The following is a 21,340-nucleotide window of genomic DNA, read 5'->3' on the forward strand; positions in this document are numbered from 1 at the left end:
ATTATTAAGACGTGGTTTTGAATGCTCGAAGAAGAGTATCAACTTGAATATTTCAAATCCCAGGGACTGGTTCGGAAGGTCTGCAGCAAGTGCGGGGCGGCGTACTGGACACGCGACCCGTCCAGAGAGACCTGCGGGGACGCACCCTGCGAGCCGTACTCCTTTATTGCAAACCCGGTCTTCGCACCGCACTCCCTGGATGAGATGAGGGAGGCCTATCTTTCGTTTTTCGAGCGGCACGGCCACACGCGGATCGAACGCTACCCGGTCGTCGCACGCTGGCGCGACGATATCTACCTGACCATCGCCTCGATCGCCGATTTCCAGCCCTTCGTGACGAACGGCCTTGTGCCGCCGCCGGCAAACCCCCTGACCATCTCGCAGCCCTGCATCAGGCTCAACGACCTCGACTCGGTGGGACGGTCCGGCCGGCACCTGACCCTCTTCGAGATGATGGCCCATCACGCCTTCAACTCGCCGGGTGAGGATATCTACTGGAAAGACCGGACCGTCGAACTCTGCGACGAGTTCCTCAGTTCGATCGGGGCCGACCTGAAACGGGTCACCTACAAGGAGCACCCCTGGATGGGCGGCGGCAACGCCGGCCCGTCGGTCGAAGTCCTGATCGGGGGCCTCGAGGTGGCGACCCTCGTCTTCATGAGCCTGACCAGGGTGCCAAACGACCAGGAACCGGTCGAACTCGAAGGCGTGCTCTACTATCCGATGAAGATGCGGATCGTCGACACCGGTTACGGGCTGGAGAGGCTCACCTGGGCCTCAAAAGGCTCTCCGACCGTTTACGACGCCGTGTTTCCCGAGATGGTCAGCCGCCTGATGCACGCCGCGGGCCTCGAACATCTCCTGGACAACAAGGAGTTCACGAAGATCCTGGGGCTCAACGCCAGGTTCGCCGGTCTCATGGACATCAGCGGCCCCAACCTCTTCCAGCTCCGCCGGAAGGTGGCGGCGGCGATCGACGTCCCGCAGGAGAAGCTCGACAAACTGATCACTCCGATCGAGAAGATCTACGCCATCGCCGACCACACCCGCTGCCTTGCCTATATGCTCGGCGACTGCGTCGTGCCCTCCAACGTGCGGGAAGGATACCTCGCCCGCCTCGTTCTGCGCCGAACCCTGCGGATGATGGCCGACCTCGACCTCAAGGACAACCTTGCCGACCTGGTCGAGATGCAGATCCGGATCATCGGCACCGACTCCTTCGAGCAGAGCATCGCCGGCGTGCGCGAGATCATCGACCGCGAGGTGGAGAAGTACGCCGCAACCCTCGCCCGCGGGGCGCGGATCGTCCAGCGGATCGCCCGCACCTACAAGAAGAAGAGCGAGCGCATCCCCCTGCAGGAAGTCGTCACCCTGTACGACTCCCACGGCATCCCGCCCGAGATGGTGAAGGACATCGCCGCACAGGAAGGGGCGGTCGTCGAGATCCCGGACAACTTCTACTCGCAGATCGCCGACCTTCACTCCGAGAACCTCCCGGAGAAGGCGGCCGAAGACCCGCTCGCAAAGTACCGCGAGCGGATCGCCGGCCTCCCGCCCACGAAGAAGGCCTACTACGATCAGCCGGCCGAAGTGGAGTTCGAGGCGATGGTCATCGACTACTTCGACGGCTGCGCCGTCCTCGACCAGACGCTCTTCTACCCTGAGGGCGGCGGTCAGCCGGCCGACACCGGCACGCTCGTCACCACCGAGACGATGGTCAGGGTCGAGGACACGATCAAGCTCGGCGAGGTGATCCTCCACCGCGTGAAAGGGGGCACCCTGAAGCGGGGCGACCGGGTGAAGGGGATCGTCGACGAAGAGCGGCGCTGGTCCTTAATGCGCCACCACACGGCGACGCACCTGATCCTCCGCGCCGCAAAGGAGGTGCTCGGCGCCCATATCCACCAGGCCGGCGCCCAGAAGGGGAGCGAGAGCGCCCGTATCGATATCAGGCACTTCAAGCACATCACCCCTGAGGAGATGAAGCGGATCGAGATCCGGGCGAACCAGATGGTGATGGAGAACGCCCCGGTCTATGTCTCCTGGGAGAACCGCACAAAGGCCGAGCAGAAGTACGGCTTCGGGCTCTACCAGGGAGGCGTCCCGCCGGGCCGGCAGATTCGGATCGTGCAGGTCGCAGGCGATATCGAGGCCTGCGCCGGCACCCACTGCCGCTCCACCGGCGAGATAGGCCCGATTGCCCTGCTCAAAGTCGAGCATATCCAGGACGGGATCGAGCGCCTTGAGTTCTCGGCCGGGATCGCGGCGATCACCGCGATACAGCACCTCAAGGATCTCATCGCCGTATCGGCCGAGACCCTTTCGGTCCAGCAGGAGAACCTCCCCGCGAGCGTGAACCGGTTCTTCACCGAGTGGAAGGAGCAGAGGAAAGAGATCGAGCGCCTCCAGCAGAAGGTCGTCGACCTCGAAGTCCAGCAGCTGGTCGCCGAGGAGATCGGCGGCTTTGGCGTCGTGATCAGGGAGGTCGACCTCCCGCCGCAGGAACTCGTCGCCCTCGCCTCGCGGATCTCGGAGGGCGGCGATATCGCGCTGCTCGCCGGGGGCAGAGAGCGCGTCCACGCCGTGATGGCCTCGCCGGTCGAGAGCCTGAACGCCGTCGAGGTGATCAGGGAGGTCTGTGAAGTCCTCGGCGGGAAAGGTGGCGGAAAACCACAGATTGCACAGGGCGGCGGCCCTGAGGTCGGGCGGATCGGAGAAGCCCTCGCCCGCGGCCGCGCCCTTATCGAGTCGAACCTGAATGGCTGAAGAGATCGTGGTGATGGAGCCCGGCGACGAGCGGGCGCAGCGGATCGCAAAGGCGATGGCGAGTCAGACGGCAAGCGATATCCTGTCTGCCCTCAGGGACGCACCCCTGAGCGCGGCCGAGATCGCCGACCGCCTCGCGATCCCCCTCACCACCCTGAAGTATCATGTCGAGAACCTGGCCGACGCCGGCCTGATCGAGGTCGTCAGGACGCGGTGGAGTTCGAAGGGGCGGGAGGTGAAGGTCTACGGCCTCACCTCACGGCTGATCATCGTCACGCCACCGGTGAAGGATATCAGGGCGATCCTGCTCAAGTATGCATCGCTCTTTGCGGTGGTCATCTTTGCGAGCATCGTCGTCGCCATGCTCATGCCCCTTCTGGGGGGCGGCGCCCCGGCGCAGGAGCCGCGGCTGATGGCCTTCGATGCAAAGGAGGCCATGGCCCCGACCGCTGGCGCCGGTGCTGTCCCGTCGGTCGCCCTCGATGCGGTCACCGCCTTCTTCCTGGGCGGGAGCACCGTGGTGCTGGCGCTGATGGTCTACGAGGTCTATCTCTATTTCACCTATTACCGGCGGAGAAGAGCGAGGGACTGATGCGGGGGAGATGACTCTTTTCTCCTGCTTTCTATTCTCATAGAAAACCCGAATTCTGCTTTTTTTCTCTTTGCCCTTTCACGCGGGTGATCCCCGGGGAGTCGTGCATACCCGACATAATCGTGACAGGGTGAATCATACAAAACCAAAAATAATCGGCGAGCCATAATAAGATTACAGGAGTAAAACGCCGGGGCAAAACCAGATCGCCGTGTGGGGGGGACGCACATGATGGAAAAGAGCAGATGGACCAGAGATCAGCCGTCAGATCATGGCCACAACAGAACCGGCGGCACAGAAAGCCTGATCTTCAGGTATCGGGGGATCATTCTGGCATGTGCAGTGCTATGTGCCGGAGCGTTTCTGACCCTGACTGTTCAGGCCGGAACCATCGCAGGCAACCGTGAGATCGCTCTTCATGATGAACCCCTCCTCAAAACGCCCGATTTCCCGGGCAACAGACAGCATCTGATCGGCCCCGTACATGCCGGGGCAGCAGGTGAACCGATCTCCCGGGATCTCCCTGCAGTATCAGACGCCGTCTTTGAGGGGCAGGATCAGGACGGTCCCGTTTCGATCGCCTGGCAGCGGTGTCTCGGGGGTTCGGACGATGAGCGGGCAAAATCCGTCCTTCAGACGGACGACGGCGGATATATCCTCATCGGAGAGACGGGGTCCACCGACGGCGATGTGAGCGGCAACCATGGCGGCTCTGATGTATGGGTGGTGAAACTGGATGCCACCGGAGCGATAGAGTGGGAGAGATGCCTCGGGGGAAGCGACCAGGACACCGCCTCCAGCATACAGCAGACCGACGACCGGGGGTACATCATTGCGGCGACCACCAGGTCCACTGACGGCGATGTGATCGGGCATCACGGCGGCACCAGTCCGGGAGGTATCATCGAGCGTGACGGATGGGTGATAAAACTCAACACCACAGGTGCGATAGAATGGCAGAGATGTCTCGGCGGGACCGGCGACGACAGAGCCGAATATGTACAACAGACGGCTGACGGAGGATATATTATTGCAGGATACGCAGCGTCATCTGATGGGGATCTGACCGGATCGTCGTCTGATACCTGCTGGGTGCTGAAGATTGGCCCTGAAGGGAAGATAGAGTGGCAGAAGCTCTTTGGCACCCTCATGTTCAACACGTGCGTACAGCAGACCGAGAACGGCGGGTATGTCGTATGCGGGTGGACGGCACTCGGGACACAGGGTATATTCGACGGATACGTGCTGAACCTCACTAGCACCGGTGCCGCCCGGTGGCAATCCGATATCGGGGGGATCCGCAGAGACTATGCCTACAGCATCAGGCAGACCGGCGATGGCGGATATATTGCTGCAGGGTCCACCACATCTGAGGACCTGGAGGGATATCACGGGAGCCCTGAACTCGACTCTCTGCCTGACGGGATGGCGGTCAAACTCAGTGCCGCCGGTACGGTAGATTGGCTGAGATGCCTCGGAGGGTCTGGCGATGACGGGTGTTCCAGCGTGGAGCAGACCGACGAAGGCGGATATATCCTCGCCGGGAGCACCGCATCGGACGACGGCGACGTGAGCGGCAACCACGGCGGCTATGATCTTTGGGTGGTGAAGGCGGATGCCGACGGCGGGATCGAATGGCAGCGGTGCCTGGGAGGATCGGCGGATGAGCGTGCCGGCAGCGCAGAGCAAACTGCGGACGGCGGATATATCCTCGCCGGGAGCACGGCATCGGACGACGGCGATGTGAGCGGCAACCACGGCGGCCATGACATCTGGGTGGTGAAACTGGAGAGCGCCGGCCCGCTGGCCTTTCCAGGGCAGAGAGATCCCCCCACCGACCCGGACGGCGACGGGCTGTACGAGGACGTCGACGGAAACGGCCTGATCGAATTCAATGACGTCATCGTCTACTACGAAAACATGGCGTTCATCAGGGAACACCAGCCCGTTGCAGCCTTCGATTACGACGGCAACAGGATGATCGGCTACAATGACGTGGTCACGCTGTACCAGATGGTGTGAGGACCATGAGTGTCAGGCCCATGCCAGAGCGCAAAAAAAAGATGAGGTTCAGACCAGATCGATATAATTTTTCAGCAGGCGCAGCCCCACCGCACCGCTCTTTTCCGGGTGGAACTGCACCCCATAGACCGACCCGTTCCGCACCGACGAGGCGAAGGGGCAGATGTATTCTGTCGTGGTCATCGTATGCGCCGGCGCCGCCGAAGCATAGTACGAGTGGACGAAATAGACGTACGAGCCGTCCGCAATCCCCTCGAAGAGCGGTTCGCCCTCCCGGACCTCGAGGGTGTTCCAGCCCATGTGCGGGACCTTCATCCCGGGCACCCGCGGGAACCGCCGGACATCGCCCGGGATCAGGCCGAGACCGGCCTGGAGCCCGCCCTCGTCAGAACTCTCCATGAGCATCTGCATCCCGAGACAGATCCCGAGCACCGGGACCTCCCGCGCCGCCGCCCGCACCGTGCCTTCGAGGGGGCCGAGCATCCCCATGCCGTCGCGAAAGGCCCCCACGCCCGGAAGGACCAGGGCGTCTGCCGCGGCGATCGCGGAGGTGTCGGCCGAGACCACCGCGCGGGCGCCGGCCTTTTCCAGGCCGCGCAGCACGCTGCGGAGGTTTCCAAGCCCGTAATCAATTATAACTATCGTCTTCATCTGATCCCGATCCTCTTCTTCTCCAGCCGTCGTCACTGACCCATGTCCCGGGAAGGCCGTGCTCCCCCTGCCATGAGCGCAGCTTCTCTTCCCAATCCTTCCAGAGGTCAGGATATGCCGCCCGGATCCGTTTCAGCACCGCGCGGTCGCTGGACGGACACATAAAGCATCCGATCCGATCGAGCCCTTCTGTGTAGAGACAGTTATAGGGGGCTCCCTCCCTGAAGATGTAGAGCCAGACGTGCAGGGCCGTCCAGTGCTGGATCGGGGCGGCCGAGATCTGGTTGCCGACGACCCGGTTCCGCCATATCCGCGGGCTGTTTTTTCTGGAGAGCGACTCGTACTTCCGCTGGCCGATGAAGGAGAGCGATTCGCCCCACCGTTCGGCAATGATCTTACTGACCGGCAGGAGCTTTGCGACGCTACAGCACCAGCGCGCGTCCACCGCCGGAGGGCCTTCTTTTCTGAAGTGCTCCCAGAACGTGTCTCCGGTCTCGGCCCGCACCACCTCGAGGCCGTAGCGCGCCGCCACCTCCCTCACGTTCGCATCGGTCTCCGGGAACTCAAGGCCGGTATCGGCGTAGAGGATCGGGACCGGCCCCATCTCCCTGAGCACCAGCAGGAGCGTCGCCAGACTGTCCTTGCCCCCGGAGTACGAGACGTTTATCGGGAGATGGGTGTGGCTCGCCCGGACGTTCCTGATGAAATCGAGCGATGCGCCCTCATACGTGTCCAGGATCTGTCTGTTGGCGGCGACGGCGTCGTCCCAGGATGCAGGCCCGGGACTGGCGTCGGCCGGTGCGGCTTTACGCGTCCTGACGATGGCCCCCCGTGTCATCGTCCTCGCCTCTGCAGCGTCCACCTTCGCCCTGCCGACGCCGATGCATTCTCCGCTCTTCGAGAGGATGAACACCTCGTCGCCGGCCCGGACGGCGTCTTCGATCTCGACGAGGCCGGGGGCGAGGAGGCTTGAACCCTCCCTGATTGAGGCTACGGCGCCGTCATCGGCGACGACATACCGCTTTGTCGGGACAAGATAGCGGGCGGCGGCCGGCCGCGGCAGGGGCTCCCATTCGCCTTTTTCCGGGAGATACCGGATCGCCGCAACAATGGCGCCGCCGAGAACGATCTCCTCCATCCTGTCGATCTCGGGCACCTTGTTCAGGACGGCGAGATGCCCTTCGGGGATGAGGGGGGCGCCGAAGTGGTCGGTGAAGATCTCGTTGACGAGATCGATGTCCGCCCTGAACGCTGGGCGTGCGTCGCCCGGCGGGGTGATGGCGACCGGACGTGTCTCTGATCCGCAGGCGCAGGTTGTGCCGAGAACGGGAGTGTGGCAGGTATCGCACCAGTTCAGATGTATTTTTCCCAGATATGACGGACGCATTGGCAGTACTGTTTGACGGATCAGGTCAAAAAGATCGGGGTATGTATAGACGGTGCGTACGAAAAGAAAGGATTACGACGCCGGCAGGATCGGCCTTCGGGCGAGCGATGCAAAATCCGCCCTGCTGCCGGTCATGGTGGGCGCCGCTTTCGCATGGTTAATAAACCAATAATTATCATGGATCATCATGAGGGATTTGGGTGAATGAACTAATATTCCTGATAGCGTTTCCAACGATAATCGCATTCATCCTGTTATTGTTGTCGAATAACCGGATTAGATATGCAATCGTTGCACTCGCCGCACTGGTCATCTCTGCGGCGTCCATCTATCTTCTCGCAACCTCATATGCGCGGGGTACGGTCTATTACACCGTTCCCTTTGAGCCAGCGAGTCAGATGATGTTCGCCATCGAGATGGGGATCGCACTCCTGCTTCTCTGGCTCGGGATCAGGTTCAAACAATATATTGCCGTTCTCCTGGTGCTTGCACAGTCGGCCCTGATGGTCTACTACGAGTTTGCGATGAGCCATGGAATGGACCCGGTCAAAAACCTCTTTTTCGACCAGTTCTCCATCATCATGGCGATGATCATCGGGATCATCGGCAGTCTCATCGCCGTCTACGCCGTCAGCTACATGCAGACCTACCACGGCCATCACCCCGAAGTTCGGGACCGGCGGCGGTTCTTCTTCTTCGTGACGTTCATCTTCCTTGCGGCGATGTTCGGCCTTGTCTTCTCGAACAACCTCCTATGGGTCTTTTTCTTCTGGGAGCTCACGACGCTGGCGTCGTTCCTTCTCATCGGCTACGCCGAGAGCGAGGAAGCGACGAACAACGCCTTCCTTGCCCTGAAGATGAACCTGCTCGGAGGGATCGCCTTTGCCGGTGCCATCATATATCTCGCCTCGGCCGATCCTGCCGGCGGTCTGCTCGAACTCGATACCCTCATCGCTTCGGGCCAGGCAGTGGCAATCGTCCCTGCCGTGCTGATCAGCTTTGCGGGGCTGACGAAAGCCGCACAGATGCCCTTTTCCGGATGGCTTGTCGGGGCGATGGTCGCCCCGACGCCGGTCTCGGCCCTCCTGCACTCGAGCACGATGGTCAAGGCCGGTGTGTATATCATCGTCCGTTTCGCTCCTGTGCTCGCCGGCAGTCTCGCCGGGGTCTCGATCGCCATGGTCGGCGCCGTCACGTTCCTTGTGGCGTCCGGGATCGCAATCTCCCAGAGCAATGCAAAGAAAGTGCTGGCATACTCGACGATTGCAAACCTCGGGCTGATCGTCGCCTGCGCGGGCGTCGGCACCTACAAACTCGTCTGGGCCGCGATCCTCCTGATCATCTTCCACGCCATCGCAAAATCCCTCCTCTTCCTCTGCGTCGGGACGGTGGAGCACCGCACCGGCAGCCGGGACATCGAGGACATGGACGGACTCATCGTCCGCATGCCGCGGCTCGCCGCCATGATGTTCGTCGGCATCGCCGGCATGTTCCTCGCCCCGTTCGGCATGCTCATATCGAAGTGGGCGGCGATCGAGGGGTTCATCGATGCACCCTTCGGCCTGATCTTCGTCACCATCCTCGCCTTCGGCGGTGCCGTGACGGTCTTCTTCTGGTCGAAGTGGATGGGCAAGATCATCTCGGTCACGCCGTACGGCGAGAATATCGAGGGGACGATCTCGCGCCAGAAGTGGGTCGTGCTCACCACCCTCACGGCGCTGACCGTGCTCGCCGCACTCTTCTTCCCGCTCATCTCGTCAGGGCTTATCGAGCCCTATCTCCTCGGGACATTCGGCGAGACGGCGCGGCTTGCGCAGGACAACATCATCATCATGGCCCTGATGATCTCGCTCCTGCTGATACTGCCGTTCTCCCTCCCGTTTTACGCAAAGGGAGGAAAAAAGATGCCCGCATACATGTGTGGACGGCCGGTGACGACCGACCTGAAATTTGCCGGTTCTGCCGGCATTGAGCGGACGATGACAACGCGCAACTACTACTTCACCGAGTACTTCGGCGAGGGCAAACTCCTGCGTGTGGCAAATCCGCTCTGCATCCTGCTGATCCTGCTCGCAGGGGCGATCCTGGCGGGGGCGATCCTGTGACCTCGGTTGTCATGGCAATCGTCTACCTGATCCTCGCTCCCGTTCTCGGCGGGCTGATCGCCGGGATCGACCGGAAGATCACCGCACGGATGCAGGGGAGAGTCGGGCCGCCGATCCTCCAGCCCTTCTATGACGTGGCAAAGCTCTTCGAGAAGGAGGACGTCACCGTCACCCCCTCGCAGAACTTCTACATCCTCTCGTACCTGGTCTTCATGGCCGTGACAGGCGCCCTCTTCTTTGCCGGAGAGGACCTGCTGCTCGTGATCTTCGCCTTTACCCTGGCCCACATCTTCATCGTGCTCGGGGCGTACGCCGCCTACTCGCCGTACAGCTATGTGGGGGCCGAGCGGGAGCTGATCACCCTGATGGCCTATGAGCCGATGATCATCCTCACCGCCATCGGGCTCTATCTGGTCACCGGGAGCTTCTATGTGGAGACGATCGCCACATCGCAGGTGCCGGTGATCCTCTACCTGCCGGGCGTCTTCCTGGGCTTCCTGACGGTGCTGACGATCAAACTGAGAAAATCGCCCTTCGACATCTCGACCTCGCACCACGCCCACCAGGAACTGGTGAAGGGGCTGACCACGGAGTTCTCCGGGGCGACCCTGGGGAAGATCGAGATCGCCCACTGGTACGAGACGGTGGTGCTCCTCGGGATTGTGTACCTCTTCTTCGGGTTCAACCCGCTGCTGGGGCTCGCCGTCATCGTTGTCGCCTACATCCTGGAGATCTTCATCGACAACACCTTCTCGCGGATGAAGTGGCAGATGACCATGAAGAGCGGATGGGGTTCTGCCGCAATACTCGGGTTCCTTAACCTCGTCGTCCTTTATTACTTCTATCTGGGGGTGTGAAACGATGGCATATCTGAAAAAATCACCATGGCTCCTCCATTATGACGCCTCAAGCTGCAACGGCTGCGATATCGAGGTGCTCGCCTGTCTCACCCCGCTGTACGACGTGGAGCGGTTCGGGATCATCAACACCGGCAACCCGAAACACGCCGATGTCTTCGTGATCACCGGCGGGGTCAACGAGATGAACCGGCAGGTCGTGAAAAACATCTACGAACAGATGCCCGACCCGAAGGTCGTCGTCGCCGTGGGCATCTGCGCCGCGACCGGCGGCGTCTTCAGGGAGTGCTACAACGTCGCCGGGGGCGTCGACGAGGTGATCCCGGTGGACGTCTATGTGCCGGGCTGCGCCGCGCGTCCCGAGTCGATCATCGACGGGATCGTGAAGGCGCTCGGGATTCTTGAGGAGAAACGAGCGAAAATGAAGGGACAGGAGGGATCGGCATGATAGAAGACGAACCGATAACGACGATCGACCAGGGCGACCTGCTTGCACGGGTCAGGACATACCGCGAGGCAGGTTTCCGCCTGGTCCAGGTCAGCTGCACAAAAATCGAAGAGACCTTCGAGATCACCTACTGTTTCGACAAAGACAACCGTCTCGAGAGCCTGCGCATCACCGTCCCGGTCGGGACGACGCTCCCGAGCATCTCAGGGATCTACTGGGGGGCGTTCATCTACGAGAACGAGATGCACGACTTCTTCGGGGTCGAGGTCACCGGTATAAACGTCGATTACAAGGGGAACCTGCTGAAGACGGCGAAAAAGTACCCGTTCAGCAACGTCACCTTCAGGGGGGAGGTCACATGTCAAAAGAAATAGTCATGCCCTTTGGCCCGCAGCACCCGGTCCTTCCTGAGCCGATCCATCTCGACCTCGTCATCGAGGACGAGAAGGTGAAGGAGGCCCTGCCCTCCATCGGGTATATCCATCGCGGTCTTGAGACCCTCGTTGAGAAGAGAGAGTATCCCGAATACGTCTATATCGCCGAACGGATCTGCGGGATCTGCAGTTTCATCCACGGCGCCACCTACTGCCAGGGCGTCGAGGCGGTGATGAACGTCGAGGTGCCCGAACGCGCCCTCTACCTCCGGACGATCTGGTCGGAGTACTCGAGGCTCCACTCCCATCTCCTCTGGCTCGGGCTCTTTGCCGACGGCATGGGGTTCGAGAACCTCTTCATGGACGCCTGGCGGCTGCGCGAGCATATCCTGGACGACCTCGAGGCGACCACCGGCGGCCGCGTGATCCAGGGGAGTTGCAAGGTGGGCGGGGTCCGGCGGGACATCGACGCCGAGAAACTCGACGAGATGGCGAACGGCCTCGAAACGATGAGAGGGGAACTCACCGATATGGTGGGCGTCTTTTTGAACGACAGCTCGGTGAAGTCCAGGCTGAGAAACATCGGCATCCTCTCGAAAGAGGATGCCTATGCAGACGGGGCGGTCGGCCCGGTGCTCAGGGCGAGCGGAGTCGCTTCCGACGCCCGGATGCTCGGCTACGCCGCCTACGACCGCCTCCATTTCACGCCGGTGGTCGAGGACGGCTGCGACTGTTATGCCCGCTGCGCCGTCAGGGCAAAGGAGATGTACGCTTCGATCGACCTGATCAAAGAGGCGGTCCAGAAGATACCTGACGGCCCGATCGAGGTGAAGGTGACCGGGAAGCCCGACGGCGAGTACTTCGCCAGGGCCGAACAGCCCCGCGGCGAGGTGGTCCATTACGTGAAGGGGAACGGCACGCGCAACCTCGCCCGCCACCGGGTGCGCACCCCGACGATCACGAACATCCCGCCGATGGTGAAGATGCTGGCCGGCTGCGAACTCGCCGACGTCCCGGTGATCGTGCTCTCGATCGACCCGTGCATCGGCTGCTGCGAGAGGTGATCTGATATGGCATACTTTGAGATGGCAAAAACGGTGTTGAAATCGGTCCTCCACGGCCCGGCCACCATCCGCTACCCGGCACAGCCCGCGAAGATCACCCCGATCTCGCGGGGCCACGTAACGATCGATCCGTCGACGTGCATCTCCTGCGGGATGTGCATGCGCAAGTGCCCGTCGGACGCGATCTGCGTCTCGCGCGAGGAGAAGACCTGGGAGATCGATGTGCTCCGCTGCCATGTCTGCAACTGCTGCGTGGAGGTCTGCCCGGTGCACTGCCTCACGATGGAGACGCAGTACTCCTCTGCGGTCACGGTCCATGAGGGGCGCCATCTGGTGAAGATCACCTACGTGAAGCCCGAGCGGCCCGCGAAGCCCGAAGCCGGTCCGAAGGAATCGGCCGGATCTTCGTGAGCAAACCCTCCATCTTTTTTTCACCGTTGTTCTGGTCTGCCGGTGCCCGCGGCCCTAGATGATCAACCATATATGAACTCACCGCACACCTATATGCCGTGAAAACGGCGATACTGGGCGGCGGGCTGACCGGGGTGACGCTTGCCCGGGGCTTGCACGAGCGGGGGGAGGACGTGGTCGTCCTGGAGGCGGAACCCGATTACGGCGGGCTCTGCCGCTCGAAGAGGAGGGAGGGGTTCACCTTCGACACCGGCGGTTCGCACATCATCTTCTCCCGCGACGCCGCCGTGCTCTCCTTCATGAAGGAGGCGCTCGGCGAGAACCGCACCGAGCGGGACCGTCTGACCAAGATCTTCTACAAGGGGCGCTATGTCAAATATCCGTTTGAAAACGGTCTTTCCGACCTGCCGAAAGAGGATCTCTTCTTCTGCATCAACGAGTTCGTCAAAAACCTGATCGCGGTCGAGAAAGGGGCTGCCGCCCCGCCGGAAAACTTCAGGGACTGGATCGTCGCCACCTTCGGGGCAGGGATTGCCGGGTGCTATATGATCCCGTACAACCGGAAGATCTGGAAGTTCCCGCCCGAGCAGATGTCGGCGCACTGGATGGAAGGAAGAGTCCCGATGCCGCCGGTCGAAGACGTGATCAGGTCGGCGATCGGGATCGAGACCGAGGGCTACACCCACCAGTCGGTCTTCTCGTACCCGCAGAGCGGCGGGATCGAGGCGCTCGTGCAGGCGATCGCCGCCCCGGTCGAGGACGCCATCAGGACCGGCTTCGTCGTCCGTTCGGTGCGGCGGCAGGAGGACGGGAAGTGGGTGATCGGCGACGGAAACGAAGAGATCGTCGCCGACCGGTGCGTCGCCACCATTCCCCTGCAGGCCCTTCTCCCCTGCCTCGAAGAGGTGCCGGCGGAGGTGGCTGCGGCATGTGCGGCACTGAAATATAACGCGGTCGCCTGTGTCTGCATCGGGATCAGGGGCGCGACAAAGCCGTATTCCTGGGTGTACGTCCCGCAGGAGGAGATCGGACTCTTCAACCGCATCTCGTTCCCCTCCGGCTACAGCGACGGCAACGCCCCTGCCGGGTGCAGTTCGGTCCTTGCCGAAATCACCTACCGGGAGGGCGACGAGGCGGCACGGATGAGCGACGACGCCCTCGTCGAACACACGGTCGAAGGGCTCATGAAGATGGAGGTGATCGCCTCTGCCGACGATGTCGTCTACGCCGCAGTCGAGCGGCAGCGATACGCCTACGTCATCTACGACCTTGCCTATCTGGAGAATATCAGGGTCATCAGGGAGTTTGTCGAGGGAACCGGGATCGACCTCCTGGGCCGTTTCGCCGAGTTCGAGTACCTGAACATGGACGGGTGCATCCGCCACGTCCTCGATTATCTCGGAGCGAGCAGATGAAGGTGAACTTTTTCGTCGAGGATATGCTTTTTTTCAAGTATATCGGGTGCGCCACCCTTGCACGGATGCTCGCCGGAAAACTCGCCGAGAATGCGGACCTGGACCTCGCCTGGAACGCTCACGGCTACGATTACGATGTGGTCCACTACCATACCTTCGGACCCCTGGCCCTGGCGAACAAGAAGTACAGCCGCGGCGTCAAGGTGCTCACCGCCCACTCCACTCCCCGCCTCAACAACGGCAACCTCGCCTTCTCGGATACGGTGAACCGCCTCTATCCGGGGATATACCGGGGCTTCGACCACATCATCACGATCTCCGGCCCGAACGACCAGGAGGTGCGCGAGATGGCGCCCGACGTGCCGGTGACCCTCATCCCGAACGGCGTAAACCGGGACCGTTTCAGGCCTGAACCGGAAAAACGCGCCGCATTCCGCAGGGAACACGGCATCGGCGACGAAGAGATGGTGGTGCTCACGGTGGCGCAGCAGACGCCGCGGAAAGGGATCTACGATTTCATCGCCCTTTCAAAGGAGCACCCGGACATCAAATTCGTCTGGGTCGGAGGGTTCCCGTACGGCTCCTTCTCCAAGGACTACAGACGGATCGAAGAGGAGAAGAAAGGGTGCGGCAAGAACGTCATCTTCACCGGATTTGTCAGGGACATCACGGCGGCCTACTGCAGCGCCGACCTCTTCTTCATGCCGTCGTTTGCCGAGGGCCTGCCGATGGTCATCCTTGAATCGATGGCGACCGGCGTTCCCGTCCTCGCCCGCAGGATACCGGAGTTCGTCGAGAACTTCGAGGGCGCCGCCCTCTTCTTCGACGACCTTGAGGAGGCCGGGGCGGTCGTCGAGGACGAAACCGTCATCAGGCGGCACGCCGCCCTTTCGCGCCCCTTCACCGATCGTTTCGACATCGGGAGGGTGGCCGACCTCCATGTGAATCTCTATAAGGAGTTGATACCGTGATCTCGGTGATTGTGCCGACCTACAACGAGGAGGAGAGCATCGCCTCCTGCCTCGAATCCCTCTGCAACCAGACCATCCCCAGGGGCGCCTACGAGATCATCGTCGTAGACGGGAACTCGAAGGACCGGACACGCGAGATCGCCGCGAAATATGCCGACCAGGTCTTTGTCCAGACGAGCAAAAAGGTCGGCGGGGCGAGAAACGACGGTGCCGTGGCGGCGAAGGGCGAGATCGTCGCCACCACCGATGCCGACTGTTACCTCCCGCCCGACTGGCTGGAGGGGATCGAGCGGACCTTTGCCGACCACCCCGACGCCGTCCAGGTCTACGGCCTCGTTTTCCCGAAGGAGAAGGGGATCAAGAATACGGTCTCCCTCTGGCTTGCAAACTTCTTCTCGCGCCTGGGCTACCTGACGCACACGATCTACTACACCCTGGGCTGCAACACCGCCTTTCGGCGGGACGCCTTCATGGCGATCGGGATGTACCACACCATCGACGCCGGCGACGACCTGGAGATCGCACGGCGGGCGCGGAAGGCCGGAAAGGTCGTGCTCGTTCCTGCCCTGAAGGTCGGGTTTTCCATGCGCCGCTACGAGCAGTTCGGCACGTTAAAGTCCCTCTGGGAGTGGGTGTATATCGTGGTGAAGGGCGGCGAGTCTGAGAAGTACTCGTATTCAAAGCGCGAATACAAGTGAAGGGTGCCACGCCCGCACCCCTTCACCTTTTTTTTGGGAGAGAGGTTTGCTCCAGATAGCCCGGAGGGATCGCCTTCCCCCCTCGCGCGAAGGTGCACATCCCCAAACCCCCCTATCCCCGCACACTCCCCTCAAAACGCAAACAGCGTGGTCTGCACATCCCTCTCCTCGAACACCAGATACTCGACCGCCCTGTGTGCAACACCGCACCGCCGCAGGTCGGCGCCCGAGTGGAGCGGCCTTCTCCGGCGGGCATCCAGGATCCGCCTGGCGCCCTCAGGCCCGATCCCGGGCACCCGGAGGAGATCGGCGTACGGGGCGGCGTTGACGTCGACCGGCGGCATCTCCCGTGCAAGGAGAATCTTCGGGTCGGCGTCCGTAAGAAAACCGTCTCCGTCCAGCACCTCCGCGACGCGGTCAGGACGCCAGCCGTACGCCCGCACCAGGGCGTCGAGCTGGTAGAGCCGGTTCTGGCGCCAGAGCGTGGCGGCCGGGCGGCCCTGCAGAGGCGTGCCGGCGAGGGGAGTGAACGCCGAGTAATACACCCTGGCCGTGCCGAGGCGGCGGTACTGCCGTTCCATGCACGTGAGGATCTCGGCGTCGCTTTCCCCGGCCGCCCCGACGACGACCTGGGTGGTGTGCCGTCCCGGCATCGCATCGGCGATCCATGCCTGCCGTTTTTCGATGTCCTGCCGGTAGTCCTTCACGCCGGCGACCTCGGAGAGCCGCGAGGCCGAGGGCGCCTCCAGGTTGATCGAGATCCGGTCGGCCAGCCGTGCCGCCTCGGCGATGTCGGCCCGCGCGGCGCCGGGGAGGACCTTTAAGTGGAGGTAGCCGGTATATCCGCTCCTCCTCAGGATCTCGCCGGTCTCCAGGATCCCGGCCATCGTCTCGTCCACGTCGCGGGGGATGCCCGAGGAGAGGAAGAGCCCGTCGGCCCGGCCCTCGCGGTGCATCGTCAGAAAGGCCCGGGCGAGGTCGGCCGGGGCAAGGGCGTAGGCCTCCCGCTTTGTCCTGACCGCGCAGTAGGCGCAGTCGAACGAGCACTTCCCGCAGAGGAGGACCTTGAGCAGGCGCCCGCACCGGGCGCGAACCGGGCGTTCAGAGCGCGGGCTCATGTCGAAGCCGGCCGCTTCGGTGAGCACCGCAAGGGTTTCTCCCAGGGACATAATCGATCCTCTGTGGCCAGAGAAGGAAGATAAGAGGGCGCCGTGCAGGGCGAAAGTGAGAGGATATATGTGTCCGGGGGCGGTACATACACCCATGACTGCGGAATACGATGCAGTACAGACCGTCGCCTCCTTAATGGCGCTCTCAGCACGAACGGCGCCGAAGGGGAAGGGCGTCGACACCATCCGCGTGGAGGTGGTCGGCAGGGCCGATATGGGGCGGCTCGCCGATGCGATGCGCACCTACGGGGAAGCGCACACACTCGGCTTTTTCTCAAGGGACGCGAAAGGAATCGAACAGTCAGATGCCTGCGTCCTGATCGGGTGCCGGGGGCAGGAGGTGGCCGGGATCAACTGCGGCGGATGCGGGTATCAGACCTGCGCCGGGATGACGGCTTCGGTGGCTGACGCACCCGAAAGCGGCGGCGCCCCCTTCAAAGGCCCCAACTGCGTGATCAGGATGGCCGATCTCGGCATCGCCGTCGGTTCGGCGGCGCGGACCGCCGCCATCCACAACGTCGACAACCGGATCCTCTACTCAGGCGGGGTCGGCGCCCTCTCCCTCGGCATGATGGAGGATTGCAGCGTGGTCTATGCGATTCCGCTCAAAGCATCCGGGAAAAATATCTTCTTTGACCGCACATAGGAACAGACCATGCCAACGATGATGATCAGGGGCGGGGACCTCGACCTCGTCGAGTACGAGTTCGAGCCCTTCGCCGCAGGCGAGGGGATCAGGCCCCTGGATATCGGGAGGGAGGTGATCCCGAGGCCGCAGGCCGGCGTCTTCACCGTGCAGGCCCCGGCCCGGATCCACGCCACCGTCCTGGACATGAACAGGTTCGCTCCAGGTCAGCCCGGCGGCGGCGGGTTCGGGTTTGCCGTGAAGGTCTACTGCACGGCGAGCGCAGAATGCACGGACGGAAGCGTCGAGATCGACTACGACCGCGTGCCGATCGTCAGGCATATCGTCGAGGCGTTCAGGGCGACGGTGGGATACGGGGGCGGGTTCCACATCGTCGCCCGGGACCACCGCTACAAGCACGTCGGCCTCGGTTCGACCGGGACGATCCTCCTCTCGGTCTGCCACGCGATGAACGCCGCCCTCGGGTCGCCCCTCACCGCCGAGGAACTCCGCATCCTCGTCGGCAGAAATTTCGTGGAGGAGACGGCCGACGATCGGGTCGCCTTCGGGTTCGAGACCGGCGTCGGCCCGGCCGCCAGCACCTATGGCGGGTTTGTCGTGCTGGGCGACGACCTCAGCCTCGCCTACCGCCACCCCTTTGCCGGGGACAAGAACGTCTTTATCATCATCCCCTCCAGCGAGATCTCCTCGTCCGGGACGTCGGAGTTCAACGTCCTGATGAACCGGGCACGCGACCTCGATTACCGCGACCGTCCGCTCAAGGCCTACATGGTCCTGATGGACCTGATCCCGGCGATAGAGGCGGGCAACCTCAAACGAGCCGGAGAGGTGATGTGGGAGATCGAGTTTAGGGGCTCGAAACGGGCCGAGATCGAGCACCACAGCTTTGCGATCTATACCATGATGAGCGGCCTGCGGGACGCCGGGATCGAATTCGTGGGCATGAGTTCGGTCGGGCCGTCGATTGCGGTGATCACGGAGAAAACAGAGGAGGAGGTCAGAGCGATTGCAAAACGTCTCGGGCTTTCGATCGCCCTCGCCACCGCCGTCGACAACGAGGGGATCAGGATCACGGGGCCGTGAGATCGCACTTCACCGTCACACTTTTTCCCGGTCGAACACCCACCTGCTGACGGTCGGGGCAACGTTTCCGCACCGGCGGCAGCGGCGATGGGAAACGCCCCGTGCGCAGGAATTATAGAGACCGCAGCTGCATGGGGGGATGCGCAGGACTATATACCGCCATCGCCTCTCTCCTGCATGGTCGGGGCGAGATCTGCGGCGCGGGTGCCGGATGCAAGAGGGACCTTCGAGGGAGCCGGTTCTATCGCGAGGAACACCCGGGAAGAACAGGGACAGGACGTTCGTGAAGCCCGGGCGGTGACCGCGACGAAGTGCATCCCCATAGCCATACTTCTTCTCTGCCTCGCCGCACCGCTCCTTGCGGCGGGATGCGTCTCCGGGGGAGACGACGACGTGGCGGTCGTCGAGTATCACCGCACCGGCGGGATCGCCGGTTTCGACGATCGCCTGGTGATCTACGAGAACGGGACGGCAACCGTTTCCAGGCACGGAACCTTCACAACCTTCTCTCCGGATCCGCAGGCCCTCGCCCGGGTCCGCGCCATCGTTGCGTCCGAAGCCTTCCAGTCCCTTGAAGAATCGTATCTGCCGCAGCAGCAGGGCTATGACCTCATCTCCTATGAGGTGACGGCAGGGGGGAAGCGCGTGCGGGCGGAGGACGGAGCGGTCCCGGCGGCACTGGAGCCGCTGATCACCGAACTTAACGAGATCATCCGGGAGAGCACGGCGCCCTGACTCTTTTTTTCCTTCATCCCGCAACACGCGCCGGATAGAAAAGCGATCGGCAGTTTTGAGAGAAAAACTCCTCGTCCTGCACTCCGGGCCGAATATTTAATGCTCGCCCAAAGACCATAATATATAACCACCCATATGATGCGGTCAGACGAGATCATGAGAACCGAGCAGACGCCGGTCGTCCTGGTGCACGGATGGAAGAGCCATCCAGGCATCTGGAACCACCTCACGCCGCAGCTTGAGCGTGCATCCATACCGTACTGGAACTTCGACCATACCTCCATGGGAGATACCCCACCGGCAGCGATCGCTCTGGCCCTGCAGGAGTTCATCCGAACGATGCGGGATGAAAACGCATATCCCGGACCGGTCGACGTCGTATGCCATTCCGTAGGGACGTGTATCGCCCGGTACCTCCTCGAAGTCCTCGACGGCCGGAAGCGGGAAGAGCAGGTCAGGCACCTGATCGGGATCGGGCCGCCGAACAACGGTTCCGCTCTGGCCGAACTCTTCAACGATCCGGTCTATGGGCCGCAGATCCTCGATCAGCTCGCCGGTGTATTTGTGCCGCGGCGCTACGATCCGGCAGACGACGTCATCGCCCAGGAGGTCAGGCCGGGAAGCCGGACGATGGCCGCCCTGCGGTCTGCGGGCGTCCGCCAGGACGTGGCGTACCGGTTCATCCTGAGCGCCAACCTCACCGCCACCCCGGATCTCTTTCCCTGTTTTGACGGAAAAACCTGGGAGCGCTCCGCGGATGGTGAGTGGCAGATGACCTATGCAGGCGATGGGATCGTGCCGCATACCGATTCGTACCTGCCCGGCGCGGGCATCGAGATCCTGCCGGCCGAGCCGGCGGCGCTGAGGTGCAACCCCGATCACTACGGCCATATCAGGCTGCCGCGGAACGCCGAGGTGGTGGACCGGGTGATGGCGCACCTCATGGGCTCTCCCTGAAATTTTTCGGGAGAGGCTCACGCGAAGCCGCAAAAGGCGCGAAGGTGCCGGGGTTAGCGCCGTAAAAGGGCAAAAGCCCGGAAAAAAGATCAGGGGGTGGCGGGGATGGTCCGCGACACCTTCGGGATCTCGGCGACATTCTCAAGCGTCTCGACCGAGCCGTCAGGGAAGGTGACGGTGGTCACCGCCGGGGAGAAATCGGCCTGGACAAGGGGCGCAAACCAGTAACTGTTCAATGCCTGCTCTGCATCACGCAGGTCGATGGCAGGGGTAGTATAGGTCGTCTCGTTCCCGGACCGTGAGATCTTCGCGAAATGTTCGACCCTGAAGGAGGCCGCGTGATCGTCCAGGGCCACTGACTCGACACTCTGGCCGGAAAAAGTCTCGAGTGCTTTTTTAAACTCGTCAGAGGGATCGGCGATCTTGAAGAAGACCGCAATCCGTTCAATCCACGAGAGGGTGTAGTCGAAGGTGACGATCGCCGCTCCGTTTTCATCGATTGACATATCCAGCCTGTCTGCGGTGAACGCTCCTGCAGGCAGAGTTAGGCCGGCGACAAGGAGCAGCACGACCCCGATGCGAACCCATATATCCATACTCTCAACTCCAGATATACATCTGGCTTTCCTCATATAAACATACTGAACAGGATGCCTGTCCACCAGAAATATAGAAAATATATTTATATTAGAATTGTCATCGGTGGTGATGATGGGCTATCCGAAGAAACACTTCGCCGCCGCAGGGCTGATGGGGTGGCTTTTTATGATCATTTTTTTTCTGATCTTCATAAGAAGCATCGATCTCACCATCTTCCTCCTGCTCGTTTCCCTGGGGCTGTTCGTACTCATAGAAGTACTGGACACGTCCTTCGCCAAACCCTCCCATATCATGTATCTTAAATACTGGGTCGCTGTCGGGCTTGTGTTTTTCGTCACCGTCATCGTCGATAAAGTGGTGAGGGTCGTTCAGGCATGAAGAGGAGACAC

The 21,340-nt window shown here is 62.0% G+C and carries 21 protein-coding genes; 17 read left to right on the forward strand and 4 right to left on the reverse strand.

Going from position 1 to position 21,340, the window contains the following annotated elements; genetic code table 11:
• Positions 1–21 precede the first annotated feature (21 nt).
• The 3 genes from alaS to METLI_RS07930 all read left to right on the forward strand — a co-directional run bounded on the left by alaS (position 22) and on the right by METLI_RS07930 (position 5,380).
• Entirely contained in the window at positions 22–2,766 is a 2,745-nt protein-coding gene (gene alaS / locus METLI_RS07920) for an alanine--tRNA ligase (RefSeq protein ID WP_004039311.1), read from the forward strand.
• Positions 2,759–3,358, forward strand: a complete 600-nt coding sequence (locus tag METLI_RS07925; RefSeq protein ID WP_004039312.1) for an ArsR/SmtB family transcription factor — start codon at positions 2,759–2,761, stop codon at positions 3,356–3,358. Before alaS ends, METLI_RS07925 begins: the two co-directional genes overlap by 8 nt.
• 228 nt (positions 3,359–3,586) lie before the next feature.
• Positions 3,587–5,380: a hypothetical protein gene (locus METLI_RS07930; RefSeq protein WP_004039313.1), complete on the forward strand. Its 1,794-nt coding sequence runs from the start codon at positions 3,587–3,589 to the stop codon at positions 5,378–5,380.
• Between the two features lie 48 nt (positions 5,381–5,428).
• On the opposite strand, the gene hisH is transcribed toward METLI_RS07930, so the two are convergent.
• Together hisH and METLI_RS07940 are read right to left on the reverse strand one after the other, a co-directional pair.
• Positions 5,429–6,031: an imidazole glycerol phosphate synthase subunit HisH gene (gene hisH, locus METLI_RS07935; RefSeq protein WP_004039314.1), complete on the reverse strand. Its 603-nt coding sequence runs from the start codon at positions 6,029–6,031 to the stop codon at positions 5,429–5,431.
• Positions 6,009–7,418: a phosphoadenosine phosphosulfate reductase domain-containing protein gene (locus METLI_RS07940; RefSeq protein ID WP_004039315.1), complete on the reverse strand. Its 1,410-nt coding sequence runs from the start codon at positions 7,416–7,418 to the stop codon at positions 6,009–6,011. Before METLI_RS07940 ends, hisH begins: the two co-directional genes overlap by 23 nt.
• 200 nt (positions 7,419–7,618) lie before the next feature.
• On the opposite strand from METLI_RS07940, the gene METLI_RS07945 reads away from it, so the two are divergent.
• From METLI_RS07945 to METLI_RS07985, 9 genes are all read left to right on the forward strand, one after another.
• Positions 7,619–9,523, forward strand: a complete 1,905-nt coding sequence (locus METLI_RS07945) for an NADH-quinone oxidoreductase subunit 5 family protein (RefSeq protein WP_004039316.1) — start codon at positions 7,619–7,621, stop codon at positions 9,521–9,523.
• Between the two features lie 11 nt (positions 9,524–9,534).
• Complete coding sequence (locus tag METLI_RS07950) at positions 9,535–10,380, forward strand: respiratory chain complex I subunit 1 family protein (RefSeq protein WP_004039317.1); 846 nt, start codon at positions 9,535–9,537, stop codon at positions 10,378–10,380.
• A 4-nt stretch (positions 10,381–10,384) separates the two neighbouring features.
• Positions 10,385–10,828: an NADH-quinone oxidoreductase subunit B family protein gene (locus METLI_RS07955; protein ID WP_004039318.1), complete on the forward strand. Its 444-nt coding sequence runs from the start codon at positions 10,385–10,387 to the stop codon at positions 10,826–10,828.
• The gene (locus METLI_RS07960) at positions 10,825–11,202 is read left to right on the forward strand and encodes an NADH-quinone oxidoreductase subunit C (protein WP_004039319.1); all 378 of its coding nucleotides are present in this window, start codon (positions 10,825–10,827) and stop codon (positions 11,200–11,202) included. Before METLI_RS07955 ends, METLI_RS07960 begins: the two co-directional genes overlap by 4 nt.
• The gene (locus METLI_RS07965; RefSeq protein ID WP_004039320.1) at positions 11,187–12,266 is read left to right on the forward strand and encodes a hydrogenase large subunit; all 1,080 of its coding nucleotides are present in this window, start codon (positions 11,187–11,189) and stop codon (positions 12,264–12,266) included. The genes METLI_RS07960 and METLI_RS07965 overlap by 16 nt, the downstream gene beginning before the upstream one ends.
• A gap of 6 nt (positions 12,267–12,272) precedes the next feature.
• Positions 12,273–12,677, forward strand: a complete 405-nt coding sequence (locus METLI_RS07970; protein ID WP_004039321.1) for a 4Fe-4S dicluster domain-containing protein — start codon at positions 12,273–12,275, stop codon at positions 12,675–12,677.
• A gap of 98 nt (positions 12,678–12,775) precedes the next feature.
• Positions 12,776–14,092: a protoporphyrinogen/coproporphyrinogen oxidase gene (locus tag METLI_RS07975; protein ID WP_004039322.1), complete on the forward strand. Its 1,317-nt coding sequence runs from the start codon at positions 12,776–12,778 to the stop codon at positions 14,090–14,092.
• Positions 14,089–15,063 (forward strand): glycosyltransferase family 4 protein, encoded by a 975-nt coding sequence (locus tag METLI_RS07980; protein WP_004039323.1) that lies wholly within the window; start codon positions 14,089–14,091, stop codon positions 15,061–15,063. The genes METLI_RS07975 and METLI_RS07980 overlap by 4 nt, the downstream gene beginning before the upstream one ends.
• On the forward strand, positions 15,060–15,761 hold the full coding sequence (locus METLI_RS07985; RefSeq protein WP_004039324.1) for a glycosyltransferase: 702 nt from the start codon (positions 15,060–15,062) through the stop codon (positions 15,759–15,761). The genes METLI_RS07980 and METLI_RS07985 overlap by 4 nt, the downstream gene beginning before the upstream one ends.
• A gap of 131 nt (positions 15,762–15,892) precedes the next feature.
• On the opposite strand, the gene METLI_RS07990 is transcribed toward METLI_RS07985, so the two are convergent.
• Positions 15,893–16,930 (reverse strand): radical SAM protein, encoded by a 1,038-nt coding sequence (locus METLI_RS07990; RefSeq protein WP_004039325.1) that lies wholly within the window; start codon positions 16,928–16,930, stop codon positions 15,893–15,895.
• A 94-nt stretch (positions 16,931–17,024) separates the two neighbouring features.
• Between METLI_RS07990 and METLI_RS07995 the strand changes: the two genes are divergently transcribed.
• From METLI_RS07995 to METLI_RS08010, 4 genes are all read left to right on the forward strand, one after another.
• Positions 17,025–17,576 carry a ferredoxin domain-containing protein gene (locus tag METLI_RS07995; protein ID WP_004039326.1) on the forward strand — a complete coding sequence of 184 codons (552 nt, stop codon included), beginning with the start codon at positions 17,025–17,027 and terminating at the stop codon, positions 17,574–17,576.
• Positions 17,577–17,585: 9 nt separating this feature from the next.
• A complete protein-coding gene (locus METLI_RS08000) occupies positions 17,586–18,659 on the forward strand; it encodes a GHMP family kinase ATP-binding protein (protein WP_004039327.1) in 1,074 nt (357 codons plus the stop codon).
• Between the two features lie 177 nt (positions 18,660–18,836).
• Complete coding sequence (locus METLI_RS08005) at positions 18,837–19,394, forward strand: hypothetical protein (protein ID WP_048103722.1); 558 nt, start codon at positions 18,837–18,839, stop codon at positions 19,392–19,394.
• 156 nt (positions 19,395–19,550) lie between these two features.
• Positions 19,551–20,351 carry a lipase family alpha/beta hydrolase gene (locus METLI_RS08010; protein WP_048104174.1) on the forward strand — a complete coding sequence of 267 codons (801 nt, stop codon included), beginning with the start codon at positions 19,551–19,553 and terminating at the stop codon, positions 20,349–20,351.
• 89 nt (positions 20,352–20,440) lie between these two features.
• Here METLI_RS08010 and METLI_RS08015 read toward each other — a convergent pair whose 3' ends face one another.
• Complete coding sequence (locus tag METLI_RS08015) at positions 20,441–20,947, reverse strand: hypothetical protein (RefSeq protein WP_004039330.1); 507 nt, start codon at positions 20,945–20,947, stop codon at positions 20,441–20,443.
• 112 nt (positions 20,948–21,059) lie between these two features.
• Between METLI_RS08015 and METLI_RS08020 the strand changes: the two genes are divergently transcribed.
• Positions 21,060–21,329, forward strand: coding sequence for a hypothetical protein (locus tag METLI_RS08020; RefSeq protein WP_048103723.1), 270 nt, complete (start codon positions 21,060–21,062; stop codon positions 21,327–21,329).
• The last annotated feature ends 11 nt before the right edge of the window (positions 21,330–21,340 follow it).

This window comes from Methanofollis liminatans DSM 4140, assembly GCF_000275865.1.
GTDB lineage: Archaea > Halobacteriota > Methanomicrobia > Methanomicrobiales > Methanofollaceae > Methanofollis > Methanofollis liminatans.